General features: G+C 72.1%; 19 protein-coding genes and 3 tRNA genes. 15 read left to right on the forward strand and 7 right to left on the reverse strand.

Features of this window, described 5'->3' with window-relative positions:
* Positions 1-51: 51 nt before the first annotated feature.
* On the forward strand, positions 52-696 hold the full coding sequence (locus HT134_RS34995; RefSeq protein WP_175604757.1) for a DsbA family protein: 645 nt from the start codon (positions 52-54) through the stop codon (positions 694-696).
* Between the two features lie 183 nt (positions 697-879).
* Entirely contained in the window at positions 880-2,457 is a 1,578-nt protein-coding gene (cimA, locus tag HT134_RS35000; protein ID WP_175604758.1) for a citramalate synthase, read from the forward strand.
* 579 nt (positions 2,458-3,036) lie between these two features.
* Here cimA and HT134_RS35005 read toward each other — a convergent pair.
* On the reverse strand, positions 3,037-3,600 hold the full coding sequence (locus HT134_RS35005; protein ID WP_175604759.1) for a TetR/AcrR family transcriptional regulator: 564 nt from the start codon (positions 3,598-3,600) through the stop codon (positions 3,037-3,039).
* 97 nt (positions 3,601-3,697) lie between these two features.
* Between HT134_RS35005 and HT134_RS35010 the strand changes: the two genes are divergently transcribed.
* Entirely contained in the window at positions 3,698-4,582 is an 885-nt protein-coding gene (locus tag HT134_RS35010; RefSeq protein ID WP_175604760.1) for an NmrA family NAD(P)-binding protein, read from the forward strand.
* A gap of 30 nt (positions 4,583-4,612) precedes the next feature.
* On the opposite strand, the gene HT134_RS35015 is transcribed toward HT134_RS35010, so the two are convergent.
* On the reverse strand, positions 4,613-6,265 hold the full coding sequence (locus HT134_RS35015) for a heparinase II/III family protein (protein ID WP_312888673.1): 1,653 nt from the start codon (positions 6,263-6,265) through the stop codon (positions 4,613-4,615).
* 162 nt (positions 6,266-6,427) lie between these two features.
* Between HT134_RS35015 and HT134_RS35020 the strand changes: the two genes are divergently transcribed.
* Both HT134_RS35020 and HT134_RS35025 read left to right on the forward strand, forming a co-directional pair.
* Positions 6,428-7,837, forward strand: coding sequence for a hypothetical protein (locus HT134_RS35020; RefSeq protein WP_175604762.1), 1,410 nt, complete (start codon positions 6,428-6,430; stop codon positions 7,835-7,837).
* 14 nt (positions 7,838-7,851) lie between these two features.
* A complete protein-coding gene (locus tag HT134_RS35025; RefSeq protein ID WP_175604763.1) occupies positions 7,852-8,448 on the forward strand; it encodes an HD domain-containing protein in 597 nt (198 codons plus the stop codon).
* A 19-nt stretch (positions 8,449-8,467) separates the two neighbouring features.
* Here HT134_RS35025 and HT134_RS35030 read toward each other — a convergent pair whose 3' ends face one another.
* On the reverse strand, positions 8,468-8,827 hold the full coding sequence (locus tag HT134_RS35030) for an antibiotic biosynthesis monooxygenase family protein (RefSeq protein ID WP_175604764.1): 360 nt from the start codon (positions 8,825-8,827) through the stop codon (positions 8,468-8,470).
* Between the two features lie 125 nt (positions 8,828-8,952).
* On the opposite strand from HT134_RS35030, the gene HT134_RS35035 reads away from it, so the two are divergent.
* Entirely contained in the window at positions 8,953-9,729 is a 777-nt protein-coding gene (locus HT134_RS35035; protein ID WP_175604765.1) for a fumarylacetoacetate hydrolase family protein, read from the forward strand.
* Entirely contained in the window at positions 9,722-11,095 is a 1,374-nt protein-coding gene (gltX, locus tag HT134_RS35040) for a glutamate--tRNA ligase (protein ID WP_175604766.1), read from the forward strand. Before HT134_RS35035 ends, gltX begins: the two co-directional genes overlap by 8 nt.
* Here the strand turns inward: gltX and HT134_RS35045 are convergent.
* Positions 10,989-12,287 (reverse strand): MATE family efflux transporter, encoded by a 1,299-nt coding sequence (locus HT134_RS35045; protein WP_175604767.1) that lies wholly within the window; start codon positions 12,285-12,287, stop codon positions 10,989-10,991. The genes gltX and HT134_RS35045 overlap by 107 nt on opposite strands.
* Positions 12,288-12,339: 52 nt before the next feature.
* On the opposite strand from HT134_RS35045, the gene HT134_RS35050 reads away from it, so the two are divergent.
* On the forward strand, positions 12,340-12,876 hold the full coding sequence (locus tag HT134_RS35050) for a PadR family transcriptional regulator (RefSeq protein ID WP_175604768.1): 537 nt from the start codon (positions 12,340-12,342) through the stop codon (positions 12,874-12,876).
* Between the two features lie 11 nt (positions 12,877-12,887).
* On the opposite strand, the gene HT134_RS35055 is transcribed toward HT134_RS35050, so the two are convergent.
* Positions 12,888-13,772 carry a LysR family transcriptional regulator gene (locus HT134_RS35055; RefSeq protein ID WP_175604769.1) on the reverse strand — a complete coding sequence of 295 codons (885 nt, stop codon included), beginning with the start codon at positions 13,770-13,772 and terminating at the stop codon, positions 12,888-12,890.
* 112 nt (positions 13,773-13,884) lie between these two features.
* Between HT134_RS35055 and HT134_RS35060 the strand changes: the two genes are divergently transcribed.
* Positions 13,885-14,286: a carboxymuconolactone decarboxylase family protein gene (locus HT134_RS35060; RefSeq protein ID WP_175604770.1), complete on the forward strand. Its 402-nt coding sequence runs from the start codon at positions 13,885-13,887 to the stop codon at positions 14,284-14,286.
* Between the two features lie 60 nt (positions 14,287-14,346).
* Here HT134_RS35060 and HT134_RS35065 read toward each other — a convergent pair whose 3' ends face one another.
* A complete protein-coding gene (locus HT134_RS35065; RefSeq protein ID WP_175604771.1) occupies positions 14,347-16,314 on the reverse strand; it encodes a M3 family metallopeptidase in 1,968 nt (655 codons plus the stop codon).
* Positions 16,315-16,465: 151 nt separating this feature from the next.
* On the opposite strand from HT134_RS35065, the gene HT134_RS35070 reads away from it, so the two are divergent.
* Positions 16,466-16,537 (forward strand) — tRNA-Gln (locus HT134_RS35070).
* A gap of 41 nt (positions 16,538-16,578) precedes the next feature.
* Here the strand turns inward: HT134_RS35070 and HT134_RS35075 are convergent.
* Entirely contained in the window at positions 16,579-17,463 is an 885-nt protein-coding gene (locus tag HT134_RS35075) for an alpha/beta fold hydrolase (RefSeq protein WP_175604772.1), read from the reverse strand.
* 149 nt (positions 17,464-17,612) lie between these two features.
* On the opposite strand from HT134_RS35075, the gene HT134_RS35080 reads away from it, so the two are divergent.
* The 5 genes from HT134_RS35080 to HT134_RS35100 all read left to right on the forward strand — a co-directional run bounded on the left by HT134_RS35080 (position 17,613) and on the right by HT134_RS35100 (position 20,942).
* Positions 17,613-19,007 (forward strand): sensor histidine kinase, encoded by a 1,395-nt coding sequence (locus HT134_RS35080; protein ID WP_175604773.1) that lies wholly within the window; start codon positions 17,613-17,615, stop codon positions 19,005-19,007.
* 19 nt (positions 19,008-19,026) lie between these two features.
* On the forward strand, positions 19,027-19,644 hold the full coding sequence (locus HT134_RS35085) for a response regulator (protein ID WP_175604774.1): 618 nt from the start codon (positions 19,027-19,029) through the stop codon (positions 19,642-19,644).
* A 149-nt stretch (positions 19,645-19,793) separates the two neighbouring features.
* A tRNA-Glu gene (locus HT134_RS35090) sits at positions 19,794-19,869 on the forward strand.
* A 22-nt stretch (positions 19,870-19,891) separates the two neighbouring features.
* Positions 19,892-19,964: transfer RNA gene (locus tag HT134_RS35095), tRNA-Glu, on the forward strand.
* A 117-nt stretch (positions 19,965-20,081) separates the two neighbouring features.
* Positions 20,082-20,942: a hypothetical protein gene (locus HT134_RS35100; protein ID WP_175604775.1), complete on the forward strand. Its 861-nt coding sequence runs from the start codon at positions 20,082-20,084 to the stop codon at positions 20,940-20,942.
* Positions 20,943-20,992: the final 50 nt, after the last annotated feature.

Here is a 20,992-nt window from a genome sequence, read left to right on the forward strand (position 1 = left end):
TCTCAGGTGATTCCGGTAAGGTCGCGGCGACCGGATCGAGGGACGGGGCGAATGACGAAGAGGGTGGCGGCCGTGCTGGCCGCCTTGGCGGTGCTGGCCGGGCTCGTGGTGCTGCAGACCGTGGGGGGCGACGGGACGTCGCGGGGCGTACGGCTGCTGCGGCAGCCCGACGGCAGCATGGTGCTCGCCGACACCGGCGCCAGCGCTCCGGTGCTGGACCTGTACGAGGACTTCGACTGCCCGGTCTGTAAGGACCTGCACACGCGGGTGGACGCCACGATCCGCCGCCTGGCCGCGGAGGGCAAGGTCAAGGTCGTCTACCACCCGGTGACGATCTTCCAGGACGAGCCCATGCACTCGAACTCCGTACGCGCCGCCGCCGCGGCCCGCTGCGTCCCCGAGGACAACTGGCTGGCCTTCCGCGACGAGCTGTACAGCATGCAGCCCGCCCCCCACGGCGTGGCCTCCGGCTTCACCCTGGAGGAGCTGGCCAGGGCGGCCCGCCAGGCGGGCGCGTCGGTCGACCAGTGCGTCACCTCCCAGACCTACGCCGAGGACCACCTGAAGCAGAGCGCCAGGATCCGCCTCGAAGGCACCCCCACGGTCGTGCTCGACGGGCGGCTGCTCGGCGACGAGGCGTTCGACCCGAAGGCCCTGGAGACGGCCATCACCGGGGGCTCCGGCGTCACGGTGTGACACCGGGTGTCCATACCCTGAGACCGATGTGCCGAATGGTGAGTCGGTATGGCAGACTGCTGAGCACCATGTTCTACGGTCTGCTCATTATCGGCAGGCGCGCTGGCTGACACAGGGACATAGCCAGCGCGCAGACCTCTCACGTCCGTGAGGGGTCTTTTTGTTTTCCAGGGAGAGGACACCATGGCCGACGACCGGTTCCACGTCTATGACACGACGCTGCGTGACGGCGCACAGCAGGAGGGGCTCAACCTCACCGTCGCCGACAAGCTCGCTGTCGCGCGCCATCTGGACGGGCTGGGCGTCGGTTTCATCGAAGGGGGCTGGCCCGGTGCCAACCCCAAGGACACAGAGTTCTTCCGGCGGGCTCGGACCGAGCTCGACCTGAAGCACGCGCAGCTAGCCGCGTTCGGCGCGACCCGCCGGGCCGGTGTGAAGGCAGCCGACGACCCTTTGGTGGCCGCTCTGCGCGAATCCGGCGCGCCGGTCGTGACCCTTGTCGCCAAGAGCCACGACCGGCACGTGGAGCTGGCCCTCCGCACGACCCTCGAGGAGAACCTCGCGATGATCCGCGACACGGTCTCCCACCTCCGTGCGGAGGGACAGCGAGTCTTCCTGGACGCCGAGCACTTCTTCGACGGCTACAAGTCCAACCCAGCGTACGCCCTGGAGGTGCTCAGGACCGCCGCCGAGGCGGGCGCCGACGTCGTCGCCCTGTGCGACACGAACGGCGGCATGCTCCCCGACGAGCTGGCCGACGTGGTCCACGCGGCCGCGCAGACCGGGGCGCGCGTCGGCATCCACTGCCACGACGACACCGGCTGCGCGGTCGCCAACACCCTGGCCGCGGTCAAGGCCGGCGCCACCCACGTGCAGGGCTGCGCCAACGGCTACGGCGAGCGCTCCGGCAACGCCAACCTGTTCACCGTGGTCGCCAACCTCCAGCTCAAGCGGGGCTTCGACCTCGTGCCGCCGCAGGCGCTGGCCGACATGACCCGCATCGCCCACGCGATCACCGAGGTCACCAACGTCACGCCCAACTCCCACGCCCCGTACGTCGGCGCGTCGGCGTTCGCCCACAAGGCCGGCCTGCACGCCAGCGCCATCAAGGTCGACCCCAACCTCTACCAGCACATCGACCCCGCCCAGGTGGGCAACGACATGCGCATGCTGGTCTCCGACATGGCCGGCCGCGCCTCGGTCGAGCTGAAGGGCCGCGAGCTGGGGTACGAGCTGACCCCCGAGCACACGAAGACCCTGGTCGAGCGGGTCAAGGACCTGGAGTCCCAGGGCTTCACCTTCGAGGCGGCCGACGCCTCCTTCGAGCTGCTGCTGCGCGACACCGTCCACGGCGAGCGGCGCCGCCACTTCGAGGTGGAGTCGTGGCGCGTGATCGTCGAGCGCACCAAGGACGGCGAGCTGGTCAGCGAGGCCACGGTCAAGCTGCACGCCAAGGGCGAGCGCATCGTCGCCACGGGCGAGGGCAACGGCCCCGTCAACGCCCTGGACAAGGCGGTGCGGCTCGGCCTGGAGAAGCTCTACCCCGAGCTGGCCAGGCTGGAGCTCATCGACTTCAAGGTGCGCATCCTGGAGGGCACGCACGGCTCGGGCGCGGTCATCCGCGTGCTCATCACCTCCAGCGACGACACGGCCGAGTGGGCCACGGTCGGCGTCGCCGAGAACATCATCGACGCCTCCTGGCAGGCGCTGGAGCAGGCGGTCACCTACGGCCTCCTGCGCGCGGGCCGCGAGACCGGCTGACACGAGCTTCCGGCCGGGGGGCTCCGGGGCGCGAAGCATGGCCCTCCGCAGGGGGCGCTCCGCGCCATGGGGCTCCGGGCCGCGCTCTGTGGGGGCAAGCCCCCGCACCCCCACCCGGGGGTCTTCCGAACCCCAGACCCCCGGTCGTACGCCCGATCGCGTCGTGTCGTCCGGGGCAGCGGTAGCACGGCATGGAGTGAGCCGGGGAGAGCGAGCCCATGGTGGCCGCGGAGACTCGGCCGCCCGGTCATGAGCAACGGGGCGAGTCCCGGACGGCACGGCCAGGACTTCACCTGACGTCGTCCGGCGTGGACCACGCTGTCAGGCCGGGCGGGCGGTGCCGACGTGACCCGGTGTCCCCTCGCCACACGCCGTCGCGCCCGATCTACACCCGCCGGCCCCGCTCAGCGCACGACGCTCCCTGGCAGAGCGGTCACGATGGTGCCCGCCGGGATGGTCGCGCTCCGGGATCTTCGGGCCCTGGGATGGCCGAAGCCGGAGACGGCTGGGTCTGGGGTGGTCGCGGTCTCGAAGACGAGAAGTCGCGGGCACGACGGATCTCGGGTGTGGCCGGCCGTCTCAAAGGCGCCGGACGGCGAGGCCGGCCATGGTGAGGGTGATGAGGCGGTCGGCCTCGGCCGCGGAGCGGTGCTCGTGGAGCGAGGCCGCCGCGGTCGTCAGCGCGATGACGTCGTCGCCCGTCGCGTCGGGGCGTACGGCGCCCGTTTCGCGGGCGCGGGCGACGAGCCGTTCCCCGATGTCGGCCATGCGCCGGCAGGAGGCGTGCAGGTCGGAAGTCTCGTCGTCCAGGCCGTCGGCGAGGAGGGCGGCCAGGCCGCTGTAGGCGGCGGCGTGCGCGGTGGCCGCGCGGACCCAGGTGGCGAGCGCGTCCGGTTCGGGGCGGGCCAGGAGCCGTTCGCCGAGTTCGAACAGGCCTTCGTTGCGTTCGCGCAGGAGCGCGCCGACCAGTGCCCGGCGGGTGGGGAAGTGGCCGTAGAGGGTGCCGATGGCGACGCCGGCGCGGCGGGCGACGCTCTCCAGGCTGGACTCGACGCCTCCTTCCCGGAAGGCCGCGTCGGCCTCGGCCAGCAGGCGTTCGTAGTTGCGGCGGGCGTCGGCGCGAGGCCGGCGGGTGGTGGTCATGTGGAGTCCCTGGTAATTCGAGGCAGCCTCAGTATAGTTTAGTCGAGGCTGCCTCAGAATACCGTGGGTCGCCTGCCTCCTCCTGAACGGAACTGACATGATCTTGGTTACCGGAGCCACCGGATCCATCGGACGCCACCTCGTAGGCCTGCTGCGCGACCGGGCGACGCCCTTCCGCGCGCTGGTCCGCGACGAGGCCAAGGCGAGCAGCCTGGGCTGCGACGTCGTCGTGGGAGACTTCGACGACCCGGCCTCGCTGATCCCCGCGATGGAGGGGGTCGACCGGCTGTTCCTCAACGCGGGCGGAGCCCAGCCCGTGGATGGCGAGCAGCCGATGATCCGCCAGCAGAAGGCGGCCATCGACGCCGCGCGCGCCGCCGGCGTGTCGCAGGTGGTGAAGGTGTCGGTCTGGCACGCCCGTCACGGCGGCCGGCTGGCCGAGGGCGCGCACTGGGAGGTCGAGGAGTACCTCAAGGGGTCCGGTCTCGGCTGGACGATGCTCCAGCCCAGCGGGTTCATGCAGAACTTCATCACCGGGGCCGGCGCCTTCTCCGCCGACGGGAAGCTCCTCGACCCCTACGCGGGCGTCCCGGTGTCGTACATCGACTGCCACGACATCGCCGCCTGCGCCGCCGCGCTGCTCACCGGATCACCCGGGCCGGGGGCGACGCACGTGCTGACCGGACCGCGGGGGCTCACCCATGCTCAGGTCGCGGAGGAGCTCTCGGCCGTGCTGGGCCGGACCGTCGGGTGCGTCGCGCTGCCTCCGGACGAGCTGGCCGCGGCGCTGCGAGCCCGTGGGCTGCCCGCGTCCTTCGCCGACGACGTCGCCGAGCTGTCCCGGCAGGTCGCGACCGGCTACCTGGCCGCCACGACGACGGCCGTCCAGGAGCTCACGGGCCGCCCGCCGCGTACGTTCGCGCAGTTCGCGGCCGCCAACGCGGAGGCGTTGCGGACCGGGCTCGCCGCCGCGACAAGCTGAGGCGAGTCGAGACGGTCAGAGCAGGGCCGGTCACAGCAGGCCGGCCGAGAAGGACACGCCCTCGACCTTCACCTTGCCGCCCGAGCACGACACCTTCGGGTCGTCCGTGCCGGGCACGATCACCGTCAGCAGCGACGCGGCGTCCGGCGACACGACGACGGACGCCGGCTGCTTGGACAGGTAGGTCGGCGACACCCAGCCCAGCTTCCCGCCGCGCTCGACCTTCTGCCCGCCCACCGGACGGCAGGAGGGGCCGAACTGGAGCAGCGTCACCCGGAACTTGCCGTCGCCCAGCACCACCCGGCCGCCCTCGTTCGAGACGACCTTGAGCGACGGGGCGAACCGCCACAGGTTGCGCACCTTCTTGCCGCCGGCCGCCGTGTCGAGCACCGCCATCAGGTCGTCGCCGTGGTTGACGAGCACCGACCGGGTGCGGGCCGTCCCGTACGCCTTGTCGGTCAGGCGGAACGCCTGCCGGTCGGCGCCGATCACCGACCTGGTCAGCTTGCTGGCCGTGCGCGGCCGGAAGCGCTGGCCGACGACCATGGGGACGTTGTGCGCCTCGGGGGAGAGCGTCCAGTAGCGGTAGGCGCTCTTCTCGTAGGAGTGGAAGCCGGCGTCCATGAGGATGTCGCGGCCGTGCGCGTAGTACGTCACGCCCAGGTGGTCCTCGTGGCCGTGGAACTTCAGGCCGGGGCCGAACCTGATCGAGTAGTACGCGGAGTCCGGCTTGTTCCAGGCGGTCCGGCCGTAGACATAGCCGGCCCGGTAGACCTTGACCTCCTGCTTGGGCGTGCCGGTCTCCACCCGCGGCTCGGTCTCGGCGCTGCCGTCGCCGAGGGGCGCCATGTAGCCGTTGGGCATGGTGGAGTGGGCGATGAAGTCCTTGAGGGCGTCGGCCCGCGCGGAGATCTCGCCCGGCACCTTGCGCCCGCAGTCCTTCATGTTGGCGATGGCCACCTGGAGCCGGCCGTACACGTAGACGGCGTAGCGCGGAGCCTGCTCCATGAGCGCGCCCTGGGAGTCCACGTCGAGCTTGACGGTGCCGGTCAGGCGCCTGGAGGCCAGGCCCGCCCAGTCGGAGCGGCCGTAGCGGCAGCCGATGCCCATCAGCGCGATGTCCTGGTCCATCCCGTGGTTGTGGCCCTTCTTGTAGAGCCTCGGGTCGGCCAGCAGCCGGGCGTGGTCGGCCAGGCTGTCCTTCAGCCAGCCGTCCTTGACGTGCATGCTCAGGCAGACCAGCGCCTGCGAGCGCAGGGAGACGGGGTGGTCCTTCCAGGCGTACGACGGGGTGCCGCGGGCGCCGCGCCGGTTGCTCGCCACCCAGTCCTTGGTGATCGCCTTGGCGCGGTCGAGGTAGCGCTCGTCGCCGCTGTTCTCGTAGGCCACGACGAGCGTGCCCATCCAGCGCAGCGACTGGAAGACGAACTCCCACGAGCGGTTGCGGTACGGGCTGGCCGCCCAGTTGATCTTGCTGCCGAGCTTGTACGGCGGCAGGCCGACCAGGGAGATCTCGCCCCGCATGACCTCGTCGGCCGTGGGTGTGGCGGGCAGCCAGTCGCCCTGGCACTGGGCGGTCCGCTTGACCTTCTCCGTGCCGTCCGCGGGCGTGTCGGCGTGCGCTGAACGTGCCAGCCCGCACAGGAGAAGCAGGGAGGCGAGGGTGATCGTGAGGCGGCGCACGCCGGTTTCCTTCCGGACCATGAAATGGGGGCGGAACATGCTGTCCGAATCGCGATCAACCGGTCAAGTCGGGCGACAGACCGGGTGCCAGATCGTTAGCGGCCCGAGAGCTATTCGCCCTTTGTATCCTGTTTGCTCGCCGGGAGGCTGAGGAGGCCGCTGATGTCGTTGGTACGCGCGCACAGGGCGTTCCTCCTTGCCGTGTTCGCCGGGGTCGTGCTGCGCGGCCTCGCCCTCCTCGGCTACCGGCCGGCGATCTGGTTCTGGGCCGACTCCTTCGCCTACCTCAACGCCGCGCTCGACCCGCGCCCGCTGGAGTCGCGCACGTCCGGCTACTCGTTCTTCCTGTGGGCGCTGCGCCCGCTGTCGAGCATCGAGGCGGTCGTGGTCGTGCAGCACCTGCTCGGGCTCGGCATCGGCGTCATGGTGTACGCCCTGCTGCGCCGCCGCCTGCCCGGCTGGGCCGCGGCCCTGTTCGCCCTGCCGGTGCTCGCCGACGCGTACCAGATCCAGCTCGAACACATGATCATGGCTGATCTGCTGTTCGTGTTCCTCGTCATGGCCGCGGTGACCCTGGTCCTGTGGCGGCCCCGCCCCTCGGCCGGAACGGCCGCCGCGGCCGGGGTCCTGCTGGCCGCCGCCACCGTCACCCGCACGATCGGGCTCCCGCTGATCGCCGTGGTCGCGGTCGCGCTGCTGCTGCGCCGCGCCGGCTGGCGCCCCGTCGCCGCGCTCGCCGTGGCCGCCGCGATCCCGCTCGCCGGTTACGCCTCGTGGTTCGCCTCGGTCCACGGCACGTTCGCGCTGAGCCGCGGCGGCACGTTCCTGTGGGCGCGCACGCTGACCTTCGCCGACTGCGCGCGCATCCAGCCGGACCTGCCGCAGCTCTGCCCGAAGGAGCCGCTGGGGCAGCGCCGGCAGCCGCCCGAGTACATCTGGGACGCCGACTCGCCGATCACCACGATCAAGGGCGGCAACGCCGCGCGCGACGAGGCCGCAAGCCGCTTCGCGCGCCAGGCCATCCTCGCCCAGCCCCTCGACTTCCTCGCCGCGGGGCTCGCCGACTCGGCGCACATCTTCAGCTGGGAGCGCTGGGTGTACCCGGTCGACGGGCCGCAGAGCGCCTACTCCTTCCCGGAGCGGATCCCGCCGTTCAAGGACGTGCCCGCCTCCAAGGACCGCACCGCCGCCGAGATCACCACCGACTACCAGGGCGCCTCCGGCCAGAGCGCGGTCGTCGAGCCGTACGCGGGCCTGATCCGCGGCTACCAGGGCTGGGGCTTCCTGCGGGGGCCGCTGCTCGGGGCGCTCCTGCTGGTCGGCCTGGCCGGGGTCGTGGTCAGGTGGCGGTCGCTGGGCGGCGACGTGCTGCTGCCGTGGGCGGCCTCGGTGACGCTGCTCCTGCTGCCCGTGCTCATCGCCGCCTTCGACCACCGGTACGTGCTGCCCGGCGTGCCGCTCGCCTGCCTGGCGGCGGGCCTGGCGCTGGCCCGCCGCACCCCGCCCGCGGACCCGGGCGACGCCGCGCCGGGCCGCCGGGGCGTCCCCCGGCCCGCCGCCCGCGCCCGTTGAGCCATGATGGCCCCATGAAGCTGAACGACCTGGTGATCCCCGACACCGCCGCCTGCCGCGGCGCGCTGGAGGTGGCGGCCAGATACCACACGCCCTCGCTGCTGAACCACTCCGTCCGGGCCTACCTGTGGGCCGCCGCCTACGCCAGGAAGCAGGGCATCGGCTTCGACGCGGAGCTGCTCTACGTCTCGGCGATGCTCCACGACCTCGGGCTGACCGCCGAGTTCGACAGCCACACCGTGCCGTTCGAGGAGGCGGGCGGGCACGTGGCGTGGGCGTTCTGCGCGGGCGCCGGCTGGTCGCGCGAGCGCAGGCAGCGCGCCCTCGAAGTGATCGTCCGGCACATGTGGGCCGAGGTGTCCCTGGAGGACGATCCTGAGGGGCACCTGCTGGAGCTGTCCACGGGCATGGACATCTCGGGCCGGCGCACCGAGTTGATCCCGCCCGGCCTGCGGGAGGAGGTCCTGGCCCGCCACCCGCGCCTGGACATCGCCAAGGAGTTCGCCGCCTGCATCGCCGAGCAGGGCGAGCGCAAGCCGTCCAGCCTGGCGGGCGGGTTCGTCCGGTCGGGGATCGCGGAGCGCATCGCCCGCAACCCCCTCGACGACTGACCGCCCCCGGAAGCGCCGGCTAGGACTTCGGGCCGGCGCTCTGCACCACCTCGAAGGACCACACCTCCGAGTCCGTGGCGGCCGGACCCTGCCCGTGGCCGTGCCCCTGCCCCTGTCCGCCGGCGCGGCCCGCGTCGGCGGCGGCCTGGGCGTGGCCGCGCTGGAACGCCATGCCCTTCTGCCAGTTCTGGAAGTCGTCCTCACTGCGCCAGCGCGTGTAGACGAGATAGCGGTCGGTGCCCTCGGCCGGCCGCAGGAGCTCGAACCACTCGAACCCGTCGGACGACTCCACCATCCCCGCCCGGTTGGCGAACCGGCGCTCCAGCTCCTCCCGCATCTCGGCGGGAACCGTCAGCACATTGATCTTCACGACGGACAACGCGACCCCTCTCGCGGCAGCCTCACCGCACCGGGTGCCCCGTCGCGACCCGGTGCCGTCTGCCAGGCTAACCTGCCGCACCTCCGGGGGGCGGACCGGCTCGGCGGCGGCGATAGCCTTGTCGGGTGCGTATAGCGAGGTTCTCCACAGGCGAAGGCGTCACGTTCGGCGTGGTCGAGGGCGGACCGGGCGAGGAGTTCGTCTCCGCCATCACCGGCCACCCGTTCGGCGAGGTCCAGTTCACCGGCGAGCGATACCCGCTGTCCCAGGTGAAGCTGCTGGCCCCCATGCTGCCGAGCAAGGTGGTGGCCATCGGCCGCAACTACGCCGAGCACGCCCGCGAGCTGGGCAACGAGGTGCCCGACGAGCCGCTGATCTTCATGAAGCCGTCCACCTCCGTCATCGGTCACGGCGAGGCCGTCGCCTACCCCACCTCGCTGTCCCACCGGGTCGACTACGAGGGCGAGCTGGCCGTGGTCATCGGGCGGCTGTGCCGGGAGGTCCCGGTCGAGCGGGTCAAGGACGTCATCTTCGGCTACACCTGCGCCAACGACGTGACGGCCCGCGACCTGCAGAAGCGCGACGTGCAGTTCACCCGCGCCAAGAGCTTCGACACGTTCTGCCCGCTGGGCCCGTGGATCCGCACCGACCTCGACCCGAGCGACCTCGCGCTCACCACGACGGTCAACGGCGAGGTGCGCCAGAGCGGCCGCACCAGCCAGCTCATCCACGACATCCCCGCGCTCGTCGCCTACGTCAGCGCGGTCATGACCCTGATCCCCGGCGACGTGATCCTGACCGGCACCCCGGCGGGCGTCGGCCCGGTCGAGATCGGCGACGAGGTCAGCGTCGGCATCGAAGGCATCGGCACTCTGACGAACAAGGTGGTCGCTCGTGACTGACATCCGGGTGCGGTTCGCGCCGTCCCCCACCGGCATGTTCCACGTGGGCAGCGCCCGCGCCGCGCTCTTCAACTGGGCCGTCGCCGAGCAGCACAAGGGGCGGTTCATCCTGCGCATCGAGGACACCGATGCCACCCGCAACCGGCCCGAGTGGACCGAGGGCATCATCTCGGCGCTCGACTGGATCGGCATCAACGGCACCAACCCGGCGTTCGAGGGGCCCTACTTCCAGTCGGCGTACGAGCCGCAGCACCGCGAGGCCGTGGCCAAGCTGCTGGCCGACGGCAAGGCGTACCACTGCGACTGCACCCGCGAGCAGGTCCAGGAGCGCACCGGCTCCAAGGACAAGGGCTACGACGGCCACTGCCGCGAGCGCGGCCTGACCGAGGGCGCGGTCCGCTTCCGCACCCCCGACGAGGGCGTCACCGTGGTCGACGACCTGATCCGCGGCCGGGTGGAGTTCCCCAACAAGGCGCAGGAAGACTTCGTGATCGCGCGGAGCGACGGCTCGCCCCTCTACGTGCTCGCCAACGCCGTCGACGACATCACGCAGGGCATCACGCACGTCGCCCGCGGTGAGGAGCACCTGCCGAACGCGGCCAGGCAGGAGCTGCTGTGGCCCGCGCTCGGCGCGACGCCGCCGGTGTGGGCGCACCTGCCGGTCATCGTCAACGAGCAGCGCAAGAAGCTGTCCAAGCGGCGCGACAAGGTGGCGCTGGAGGACTACCGCGAGGAGGGTTACCTGGCCGAGGCCATGGTCAACTACCTCATGCTGCTCGGCTGGGGCCCCGGCGACGACCGCGAGATCATGCCGTGGTCGGAGATGGTGCCGCTGTTCCGGCTGGAGGACGTCAACAGCTCCAACGCGTTCTTCGACGAGAAGAAGCTGCGCGCCTTCAACGGCGAGTACATCCGGGCGCTGCCGATCCACGTCTTCGAGGAGCGCTGCTCGCCGTACCTCGACCCCGACTGGGACCGCGAGACCTTCAGCAAGGTCGCGGCGCTCGCCCAGACGCGCATCACGGTGCTGTCGGAGATCCGGCAGAACGTCGACTTCCTCTTCCTCGACCAGCCGGTGTTCGACCAGGCGTCCTGGGACAAGGCGATGAAGAACGCCCCGGTCGAGATCCTCACCGGCTACCTGGAGCGGCTCGACACCGTGAGCTGGGACCCCGAGTCGCTGAAGGAGGCGCTGGAGGAGGTGGGCGCCGCCCACGGCCTCAAGCTGGGCAAGGCGCAGGCCCCCGTCCGCGTGGCGGTCACCGGCCGGACGGTCGGTCTGCCGCTGTTCGAGTCGATCGAGGTGCTCGGCCGCGAGCGGAGCCAGGAGCGGCTGCGCGCGGCGCTAGCGCGCCTGCGAGGCTGACGGCCGCCCCGGCGGCCATCGCCAGCCACACCCCGGTGACGCCGGCGTGCGCGCTCAGCGCGTACGCCAGCGGCACCTGCACGGCGAACCCGGCGAGCGTGGCGGCCAGCAGCCGCCCGCCCCGGCCGCTCGCCTGGAGCACCCCGCCGACGGCGATGAGCCCGCCGAACGGCACCAGGTAGAGCGTCATCCAGCGCAGGAAGCTCACGGCGGGCTCCGGGTCCGCCGTGAAGAGCGCGGCGACGGGCGCCGCCACGGCGTTGACGGCGAGCGCCACGGCCGCGCCGGCGCCGAGGCCGAGCAGCAGCGGCGAGCCGACCGGCTCGGAGCGGGCGGTGCGGATCATCGCGGCCTGCCGCAGCGCGTAGAACACCATGACGCCGGCGAGCATGACCTTCTGCCCGATGCCGTAGCCGGCCAGCTCCCGCGTGCCGAATCCGGCCACCAGGTCCACCAGGGCCATGCCCACGGCCGAGCGGGCGAGGAAGTCGCCGGACATCGGCAGGCCGGTCCGCACCACGTCCCACGCGACCGCCGCGCCCCCGACGGCGTCAGCACCGGCACCCACACCGGCGTCCCCCTCCGTGGACGGCGGCCGGATGAGGCGGCGCGAGGTCGCCAGCGCCACGACCAGAGTCAGCAGCCGGGCCGCCACGGTCGCCAGCGCGGCCCCCTGCACGCCCAGGTCCAGCCCGTAGATGAACAGCGGGTCCAGCGCGACCACGAGCACGTTGCAGAGGATGGCGTGCCGCATCGGCCGCCGGGTGTCCCCGCGGCCCTTGAGGATGCCGTCCACGACGGTCTGGGCGAAGTACACGGGCAGCCCGCCGAGCGAGACCAGGAAGAAGCCGGCCGTGAGCCGCCAGTCGTCGGTGAACAGCGCGGCCAGCGGCTCGCGCAGCAGCACGCCCGGCACCGCGATCGCGACCGACAGGACCGCCCACAGCGCCCAGCCGGCGCGGACGACGGGCGTGACGGGCGCGTGCCCGTCCCGGCGGCCGACCAGCACCGTGACGCCCGTCGGGACGGCCAGGAAGAGGCCGTAGGCCAGGTACTCGACGGTGGTGCCCACGGTCACGGCGGCGACCGCGGCCTCGCCCAGCCCGGAGACCCACAGCAGGTCGATCAGCCCCACCGCCACGACGGCCGTCAGCAGCTCCACGTACACGGGGATCGCCAGCCGGATCATCATCTACCTCGTTTCGTTGTATATCGAAGAGAGGTATAGCGGTACGATGCGGCCCATGGCAAGCGGCGGCGACCTGGCCCTGACGATCCTGGGCTTCCTCAACGAACGGCCGATGCACGGCTACGAGCTGAAGGCGCGCATCGCGGCGCTGTCCGGCCACCTGCGCCCGGTCAGCGACGGCGCCCTCTACCCGGCCATCTCACGGCTCGAAGCGGCGGGCCTGGTCGAGCGGCACGAGGAGGCGGGCGTGGCGGCGGCGCGCCGGTACGTGCTCACCCTCACCCCCGCCGGCCGCGAGGAGCTGCTCGACCGCCTCCGCAACCCCGCCGACCTCCAGATCAGCGACCAGGCGCGCTTCTTCGTCCTGCTGACGTTCCTGTCGGCCCTGCCCGACCCGGCCGACCGCGCCGCGGTGCTCCGGCGCCGCCTCGACTTCCTGGAGGCGCCGGCCGGCTTCTTCTACGAGGGCGGTCGGCCGGTGCGCGCGGAGGAGGAGCCCGACCCGTACCGGAAGGGGATGCTGCTGGTGGCGCGGGCCATGAGCCGGGCGGAGAAGGAGTGGCTGCGCGAGCGCCTCGCCGACGCCTGCTGAGCGAGCGCGCGTCAGCCCTGCCCCAGCTCGGTGAGGACCGTGCGCACCCGCTGGAGCAAGGGGCCGGTGTCGCCAGCCCGCCACACCAGGTACAGCCCCGTGGAGGTGCCGGCCAGCGGGCGCGGGGTCACCCCGACGCGGCGCAGCGCCCGGTGCGAGTCGGCCAGCACGGCCCCGCCGAACCCGGCCGCGACGAGCGCCAGCAGGGTCTGGACGCTGTGGCCCTCCGCGCCGATCCGCGGCACGACGCCGGCGTGGTGGCACAGGGCGATGATCTCGTCGTGCGATCGCGGGGAGACCTCGCGAGGCCAGAGGACCAGCGGGATCTGGCCCAGCGCCGACAGCGGGGCGGGTTCGGCGCCGTGCGCCAGTGGATGACCCTCGGGCAGGAACAGCGTCATCGGCTCCCGCCACCAGAGCCGCGTGGCCAGACGGGCGTCGCGCAGCGGGAGCCGCTGGACCGCGAGGTCGCAGTGGTCGTCCAGCACGGCCTGCGACATCTCGGCGTCGTTGAAGCTCTCGCGCAGCCGCAGGTCCACGCGGGGCAGCTCACGGCGCAGCCGGCCCAGGGCGGCTCCGAGCGGCCCGTTGATGCCCGAGCCGGCGAACGTGACGGTGAAGCGCCCCGACAGTCCCTGGCCGGCCAGGCGGGCCTCGTCCAGGGCGGCCCGCGCCTCGGCCAGGACGACGCGCGCCCGCCGCACCAGGGCCTCGCCGGCCGGGGTCGGGGTCAGCCCGCGTCCCGTGCGGTCGAAGAGCGCCCCGCCGACCTGTCGTTCCAGCTCGCGGAGCTGGCGGCTCAGGGTCGGCTGCGTCAGGTGCAGCCGCCTGGCCGCGCCGCTGACGCTGCCCTCCTCCGCGATCGTGACCACGTACGTGAGCAACCGCAACTCCATGCCATACCTCCCAGGCATGGCGAGTATAGGAAGGATGCGCGCTCAGGCAGATCCCGGCGCCGTGCTCGACAGACTGAAACCCGTCGAACCGCATGAAACATCGGGAGAAACCATGAACCGCCAGGAACGCTACGAACACGGCATGAAGGTGCTGGAACAGATCGACGGCGAGGCCGGGCAGCGCGTCGTGAACTCGCTCGCCGACATCTCACCCGAGCTGGGCCACCAGGTCGTGGCCTGGGCCTTCGGCGACATGTACGCCCGCCCGGAGCTGCCGCCGCGCGAGCGGCAACTGGTCACCCTCGGCGTGCTCACCGCGCTCGGAGGCTGCGAGATCGAGCTGGAGGTGCACGTCAACGCCGCGCTGAACGTCGGCCTCGCCCCCGCGGAGATCTCCGAGGCGCTGCTGCACTCGGCCGTCTACTGCGGCATGCCGCGCGCGATCAACGCCACCCTCGTGGCCAAGAAGGTGTTCGCCGAGCGCGGCCTGCTGCCCCTCACCAACGCCGGCTGACCATGCAACCCGCCGCCGCGGGCGTGGGGGTCGCCGGCCCCCACGCCACGCACGGTCCGGTCAGACGAGGCCGCGGCGCTTCAGCAGCGGCTCGATGGACGCCTCACGGCCGCGGAACGCGCGGAAGGCCGTCAGCGGGTCGGTGGCGCCGCCCCGCGACAGCAGCGTGCGCCGGAAGTGGTCGCCGTTCTCGCGCCTGAGCCCGCCGTTCTCCTTGAACCACTCGACGCTCTCCGCGTCCAGCACCTCGCTCCAGATGTAGGAGTAGTAGCCGGCGCTGTAGCCGCCCGAGAAGATGTGCGCGAAGTAGTTGGTCCGGTACCGCGGCCGGACCGGCGGGAAGGCGATCCCGGCCGCCTCCAGGGCCGCCTGCTCGAACGCCTCGGCGTCCGCCACCTCCTGGCCCGGCTCCAGCTTGTGCCAGGCCCAGTCGAGCAGCGTGGCCGCGAGGTACTCCACGGTCATGAAGCCCTGGTTGAACTGCTCGGCCGCCTTCATCTTCTCGACCAGCTCGGCCGGCATCGGCTCGCCCGTCTCGTGGTGGCGCGCGTAGTTCGCCAGCACCTCCGGCCAGGTGACCCACATCTCGTTGACCTGCGACGGGTACTCGACGAAGTCGCGCGGCACGCTGGTGCCGGAGACGCGCGGGAAGCGCACCTCCGAGAACAGCCCGTGCAGGGCGTGCCCGAACTCGTGGAAGGCCGTGTTGACCTCGTCGTAGGTCAGCAGCGTCGGGCCCGAGGCCGGCTTGGAGACGTTGAGGTTGTTGACCACGACCGGCTTCTCGCCGAACAGCAGCGACTGGTCGACCAGGTTGTTCATCCAGGCGCCGCCGCGCTTGCCCTCGCGGGCGTACGGGTCGAGCGCGAACAGGCCCAGCGCGCTGCCGTCCTCGTTGAACACCTCGAAGATCCGCACGTCCTCGTGGTAGCCGCGCAGCTCCGGACGCTCGGTGAAGGTGATGCCGTACAGCAGGGTCGCCGCGTGGAAGACGCCGTCGCGGTAGACGCGGTCGAGCTCGAAGTACGGCCGCATCGCGCTCGCGTCGAAGTCGTAACGGGCCTGGCGCACCTTCTCCGCGTAGAAGGACCAGTCCCACGGCTCGATCGGGAACCCGGCCTGCTCGGCCAGCGCCTCGGCCTCCTTGCGGGCGTTGCGCACGGCCGGGCCGACGAGCTGCCCGAGCATCTCCTCGACCGCCTCGACGGTCTTGGCGGTCTGGTCGGCCACCGAGTACGCGGCGTGGTTCGGGAAGCCCAGCAGCCGGGCCCGCTCGGCGCGCAGCGTCGCCATGCGGGCCGCCAGGCCGAAGTTCCCCGGCGCCCGCCCGACGCTCAGCGTGTAGAGCCGGCGGCGCACGTCCCGGTCGGTGAGCTGGGCCAGGCCCGGCTGGTTGGTGAAGTTCAGCAGCGGCAGGACGTACGCGCCGTCGCGGCGCAGCGACGCGATCCGGTCCTCGTCGAACCCGTCGAGCTCCTTGGGGTCGTCCACCACGAGCGCCGAGTCGGTGGAGGCGCGCATGAGGTTCTGGGCGAACTCGGTGGACAGCCGCGCCAGCTCCTCGTTGAGCTGCCTGAGCCGCTCCTGCTCGGTCTCGGACAGGTCGGCGCCGGCCCGGACGAAGTCCTCGCGGTACTTCTCCAGCAGCCACGCCTCCTCGGGGTCCTCGGTGGCGACCTGCTTGACGCGGGCCCACAGGGCGCGGTTGAGGCGGATGGCGTCGCTGTGCCGGGTCAGCTCGGGAGAGATCCGCTTCTCGATCTCCATGATCCCGTCGGTCGAGGCGGACGCGGCGACGCTGTAGAACGCCGTGGCCGTCCGGGCGAGCAGCCGGCCGGAGCGTTCGAGCGCGGCGACCGTGTTGTCGAACGTCGGCGGCTCGGCGTTCCCGGCGATCGCGTCGACCTCGGCCAGCTGCTCGGCCATCCCCCGTTCGAACGCGGGCAGGTAGTGCTCCTCGCGGATGTCCGCGAAAGGCGGCAGCTGGTACGGCAGGGAACTAGGGGCGAACAAGGGGTTCTCGGCCAACGCTCGGGCTCCTCCACATGGTGTTTTGTCCCCCTCAGCTTGGCACGGGGAGGGACCCGCCGGGCGGTCCGGGGGAATCGTTTTGGTCTTCTCCCCAAGCTGGGCTATTCTTTCGGACGTCGCCGAACGCGCCCCACGGGGCTCGGAGCGGTGGGGTATGGTGTAATTGGCAGCACGACTGATTCTGGTTCAGTTAGTCTAGGTTCGAGTCCTGGTACCCCAGCAGTGAGCAGTGGATGTCTCGGAAACCGAGGCGTCCGTTTTTCATGTCACCGGCTTTCCCGTCGCCAGCCGATCCAGGATGTCGCTGATCTGCCGGTACACCGCCGCCGTCGGCGCGTGGGTAGCCTCCACCGTGTGCACGTCGAACGGATTGCCCGGGGTTGCCGCGTCGGCCTCCCTGATCATCCGATCCTGCAGCGCGGGTGGGATCGTCCGGTCCCGCGCGTGCCTGATGTAGGTGCGCGGCACCCGTCCCCACGCCTCCGCGCGGCCGCGCGCGTCACCGCCCGACACGAGCAGGCTCTCGTCGGGCAGCAGCCCGTTCACCATCGCCAGGAACTCCCCGTCGCTCGCGTCGGCCATGTACGCCTCCTTGACCGCGTCCAGGAACGCCGGGTCGGCCGAGCGCCAGTTGACCCGGATCGCCCCGATCTCCCGCGGATCACCGACGAGCCCGCCCAGCACGCCGGCGGCCAGGCTGCCCTCCGCCTCCGGGGTTGCCAGGTACTCCGCCGGCGAGCGCAGCGCGGTGCAGCAGAAAGCGGCGTCGTACACCAGCCGGTCGATCAGGTGGGGCACCTCGTCGGCGGCCCTGGTGACGGCCGCGCCGCCCAGGCTCCCGCCCACCAGGATCACCGGACCGTGCTCCGCGACGCGGCGCACGACGTCCACGGTCGCCCGGACGTGGTCGTCCAGCGTCACGCCCGACACGGGGGAGGGGAGGGCGGCCAGCGCCGCCAGGTCCTGGGGCGCCTGGTAGGCGCGGTGGAACTGCTCGGCGGCGCCGTGCCCGGGAAGGTCTACGCCGACCGTCCGGTGGCCGCGCAGGGTGAGCTCGGGGTCCTGCGAGGCGGTGCCGTTGGCGCCGGTCACGAAGACGAACGTGGTGACGCGGCGCGGCCGGGCGGTCTCGGTGTGTTCGCTCATGTGACGATGCTCCTGCGGGACGGAGGGGGCGCGCATCGCCCGGGCGGCTCGTCGTCCGGTGGAGGCCGGGCATCCACCGATCGGTTGACCCGCGAGGGCGGGCCGGGGTCGTGAGGGCGGCCATGCTCGTGAGAGTCGCCGTTTCGACCGTGTCCGCGAGAAAGGGGCCCGAGGGGCGCGCGCGACTCGTGCACGTGGCGCTCGCGTACGGCCTGCTCGTCGTCTCCACGGTGGCCGCCGCGCTCACCGGGGGCGCCGCGCCCACCGGAGATGCCGCGCTCGCCGGTGGCTCGGAGGGCGCGCAGACCATGGGACACGGCGCGATCAGCTCCGGAGGCGCGGACAACGTCGTGATCGCGGTGGCGCCGTGGCTCGCCTCGGTGCCCTGGCCGGTCGCGGCGGGGCTGACGGCCCTCTGGCTGGCGCCGCTCCCGTGGTCGCACGCGCGCCGCCACGACCGCCCCGCGCTCGCCGCCGCGCACTACGCCGGGTTCCTCGCCCTCGCCGGGGTCCTGGCCGCGCGCCATCCGGCCTTCACCCTGCTCGCCTCGGCCGGCTATCCCCTGGCCGTCGCCCTGCTGCCGACCCGGCTGGTCATCGCCGGGATGACGTTCACGGCCGCCGTCATCGTCGCCGCCCAGGCCGGGGCGCGCGACCCCGCCGGGCTGCTCACCGTGATCGCCGGCATCGCCGTCCCGCTGGTGGCCGCCGGCTGGTACGTCAGCGCGGAGAGCGACCGGCGCCGCCGCCTCATCGGCGAGTTGCGCGCCGCCCTGGCCGAGAACGCCGACCTGCACGCCCGGCTCCTCGGCCAGGCCCGGCACGCGGGCGTGCTCGACGAGCGGCAACGGGTCGCGGGCGAGATCCACGACACGGTCGCCCAGGACCTCGTCGCGCTGATCGGTCAGCTCGACGCCGCCGACCGCGCCGACCTGGCCGGTCATGACACCGACCGCAGGCGCCGCCTCGCCCGCGCGTCCGAGCTGGCCCGGCGGGGGCTGAGCGAGACGCGCCGGGCGGTGAGCGCGCTGCGCCCCGGGCCGCTGGAGGACTCCCGGCTGCCCGACGCGATCGGCTGCCTGGCGGACGACTGGAACCGCGCCGCGCGCGCCGAGCTGACGTTCGAGCTGACCGGCACGCCGGTGGCGCTGGCCCCGGGCGTGGAGGACACGCTCCTGCGCGTGGCCCAGGAGTCCCTGGCCAACGTCGCCAGGCACGCCGAGGCCACCAGAGCGGTCCTGACGCTCTCGTACGCGGACGACACGGTCCTGCTGGACGTCCGCGACGACGGGGCCGGCTTCGACCCGCAGACGGCCACTGACGGCTTCGGGCTGGACGGAATGCGGAGGCGGGTGCGGGGCGTCGGCGGCACCCTGGAGGTCGAGTCGGAGCCGGGGGCGGGCACGGCCGTCGCGGTGACCGTCCCGGCCCTGCCCGCGACGACCGGCCACGCGATGCGCACGGGAGACGAGACGGGAGGCGGCGCGGGAGACAAGGCTGGAGAGGGAGAGAGAGCGGGAGGGGAGGCGTGGAGCGAGGCATGAGACTGCTCGCGGTGGAGGCATGAGGCTGCTCCTGGTGGACGACCACCCGATCGTGCGCGACGGCCTGCGCGCGGCGCTGGACGCGGAGCCGGACCTGGAGGTGGTGGCGGAGGCGTCCGACGGCGCCGAGGCCGTCAGGCTGGCGGCCGAGTTGGCCCCGGACCTCGTCCTGCTGGACCTGCGCATGCCCGGCATGGACGGCGTCACCGCCATCCGCGAGCTACGGGCGCTCGGCCCGGCGGCGCCGCGGGTGCTGGTGCTGACCACGTTCGACACGGACGTGCTGGCCGCGCTGGAGGCGGGCGCGGCGGGTTACCTGCTGAAGGACGCCCCGGCGCGCGAACTGGTGCGCGCGGTCCGCGCCGCCGTCCGCGGCGAGACGGTCCTCGCGCCCGCCCTCGTCGGCCGCCTGGCCGAGCAGGTGCGCAAGCCCGCGCGGGGGGCGCTGAGCCCGCGTGAGCTGGAGGTGCTGCGGCTGGTGGCGGGCGGGGCGACCAACCAGCAGGCCGCCGCGCGGCTGTTCATCAGCCAGGCCAGCGTCAAGACTCACCTCGTGCACGTCTACGCCAAGCTGGACGTCCACGACCGCGCGGCCGCCGTGGCGGAGGCCTACCGCCGCGGCCTGCTGACCGACTAGCCCCGCCGGCCTCCTCGACCGGCGTCAGGGGCCGCGCCGCGATCTACCCCGTCGCTCCACGCGCCTGATCGCGGTTTGGTTGTGGTCTCCGAGGTGCGGTAGAGTTACGTCCGTCGCCGGGGAAGCCCGGCGGATTGCTTGTGGGACGCGGTCCCGTCGTCTAGTGGCCCAGGACGCCGCCCTCTCAAGGCGGTAGCGCCGGTTCGAATCCGGTCGGGACTACCACAGTCACACAAGTACACATGAAGGTCCCGTCGTCTAGTGGCCCAGGACGCCGCCCTCTCAAGGCGGTAGCGCCGGTTCGAATCCGGTCGGGACTACGTTCTCTCTCATGACGCCCCGCGCGCCTCCGCGCCGGGGCGTTTTTCGCGTTCCCGTTCGAAACGGCTTTACGAATTCCCGTCACAGTCAGTACTCGACTGATAACGTACCGCGATGTGTCATCCATCATCCATGACACGCTGAACGCGCTCTTCAGGAGCCGTCCGGCGTTCGCTGTGGAGATCCTCCAGCGGATCTACGACCCCGATCTCTCGACGGACACCTACGTCGAGGTCACCTCCGGAGAGTTCAACGACCGACACTCACGTGACTTCTACGCCGACACGGTGATCACCTTGGGGCCGCCGAAGAGTCCGGAGCTGGGGATCGTCGTCGAGGTCCAGCTCAACGTCACCGAGGAGAAACGTCTCGCCTGGGCCCGGTACGCGGCCGCCCTGTGGCTGCGGCTCGACTGTCCGGTCGTCGTGCTCGTCGTGTGCGCGACGGACAAGGTTGCGGCCTGGGCTGCCGCGCCGATCGTCACCGACCTCCCTGAATACTCGTTGACGCCCCTCGTCATGGGGCCGGACCAGGTGCCGGCCATCACCGACCCCGTCGAAGCCGTGGCATGCATGGAACTGGCCACGGTCTCCGTGATGATCCACGGCCAGAGCCGTCCCGTCGTGGAGGCGTTCGTCGCCGCGTTGGCAAAGCTCGGCAGCCAACACGCTCCGCAGTACTATGAATACGCTTATGACCTCGGCTCAGAGGGCGTGAAGCAGAACCTGGAGGAGATCATGTCGTCAACGGCGTGGCCGGTCTACAGCCCGTTCGCCCGCGAGCACTTCGGCAGGGGCAAGGCCGAAGGCAAGGTCGAAGGGGAGATCGAGGCACTGATCACCGTTCTGGAGGCGCGCGGTCTCACCGTGACCGACCAGGCCAGAGTGCGCATCGACGCCTGCACCGACCCGACGCAGGTCCAGGAGTGGATCCGCCGGGCCGTCACCGCCGACTCCCTCGACGACGTCCTCGCCTGACCGGCGTCCTCACCTGACAGACGAAACCACTGTGCCCCAGGCCGCGGAAG

This window comes from Nonomuraea rhodomycinica, from assembly GCF_013363995.1.
GTDB lineage: Bacteria > Actinomycetota > Actinomycetes > Streptosporangiales > Streptosporangiaceae > Nonomuraea > Nonomuraea rhodomycinica.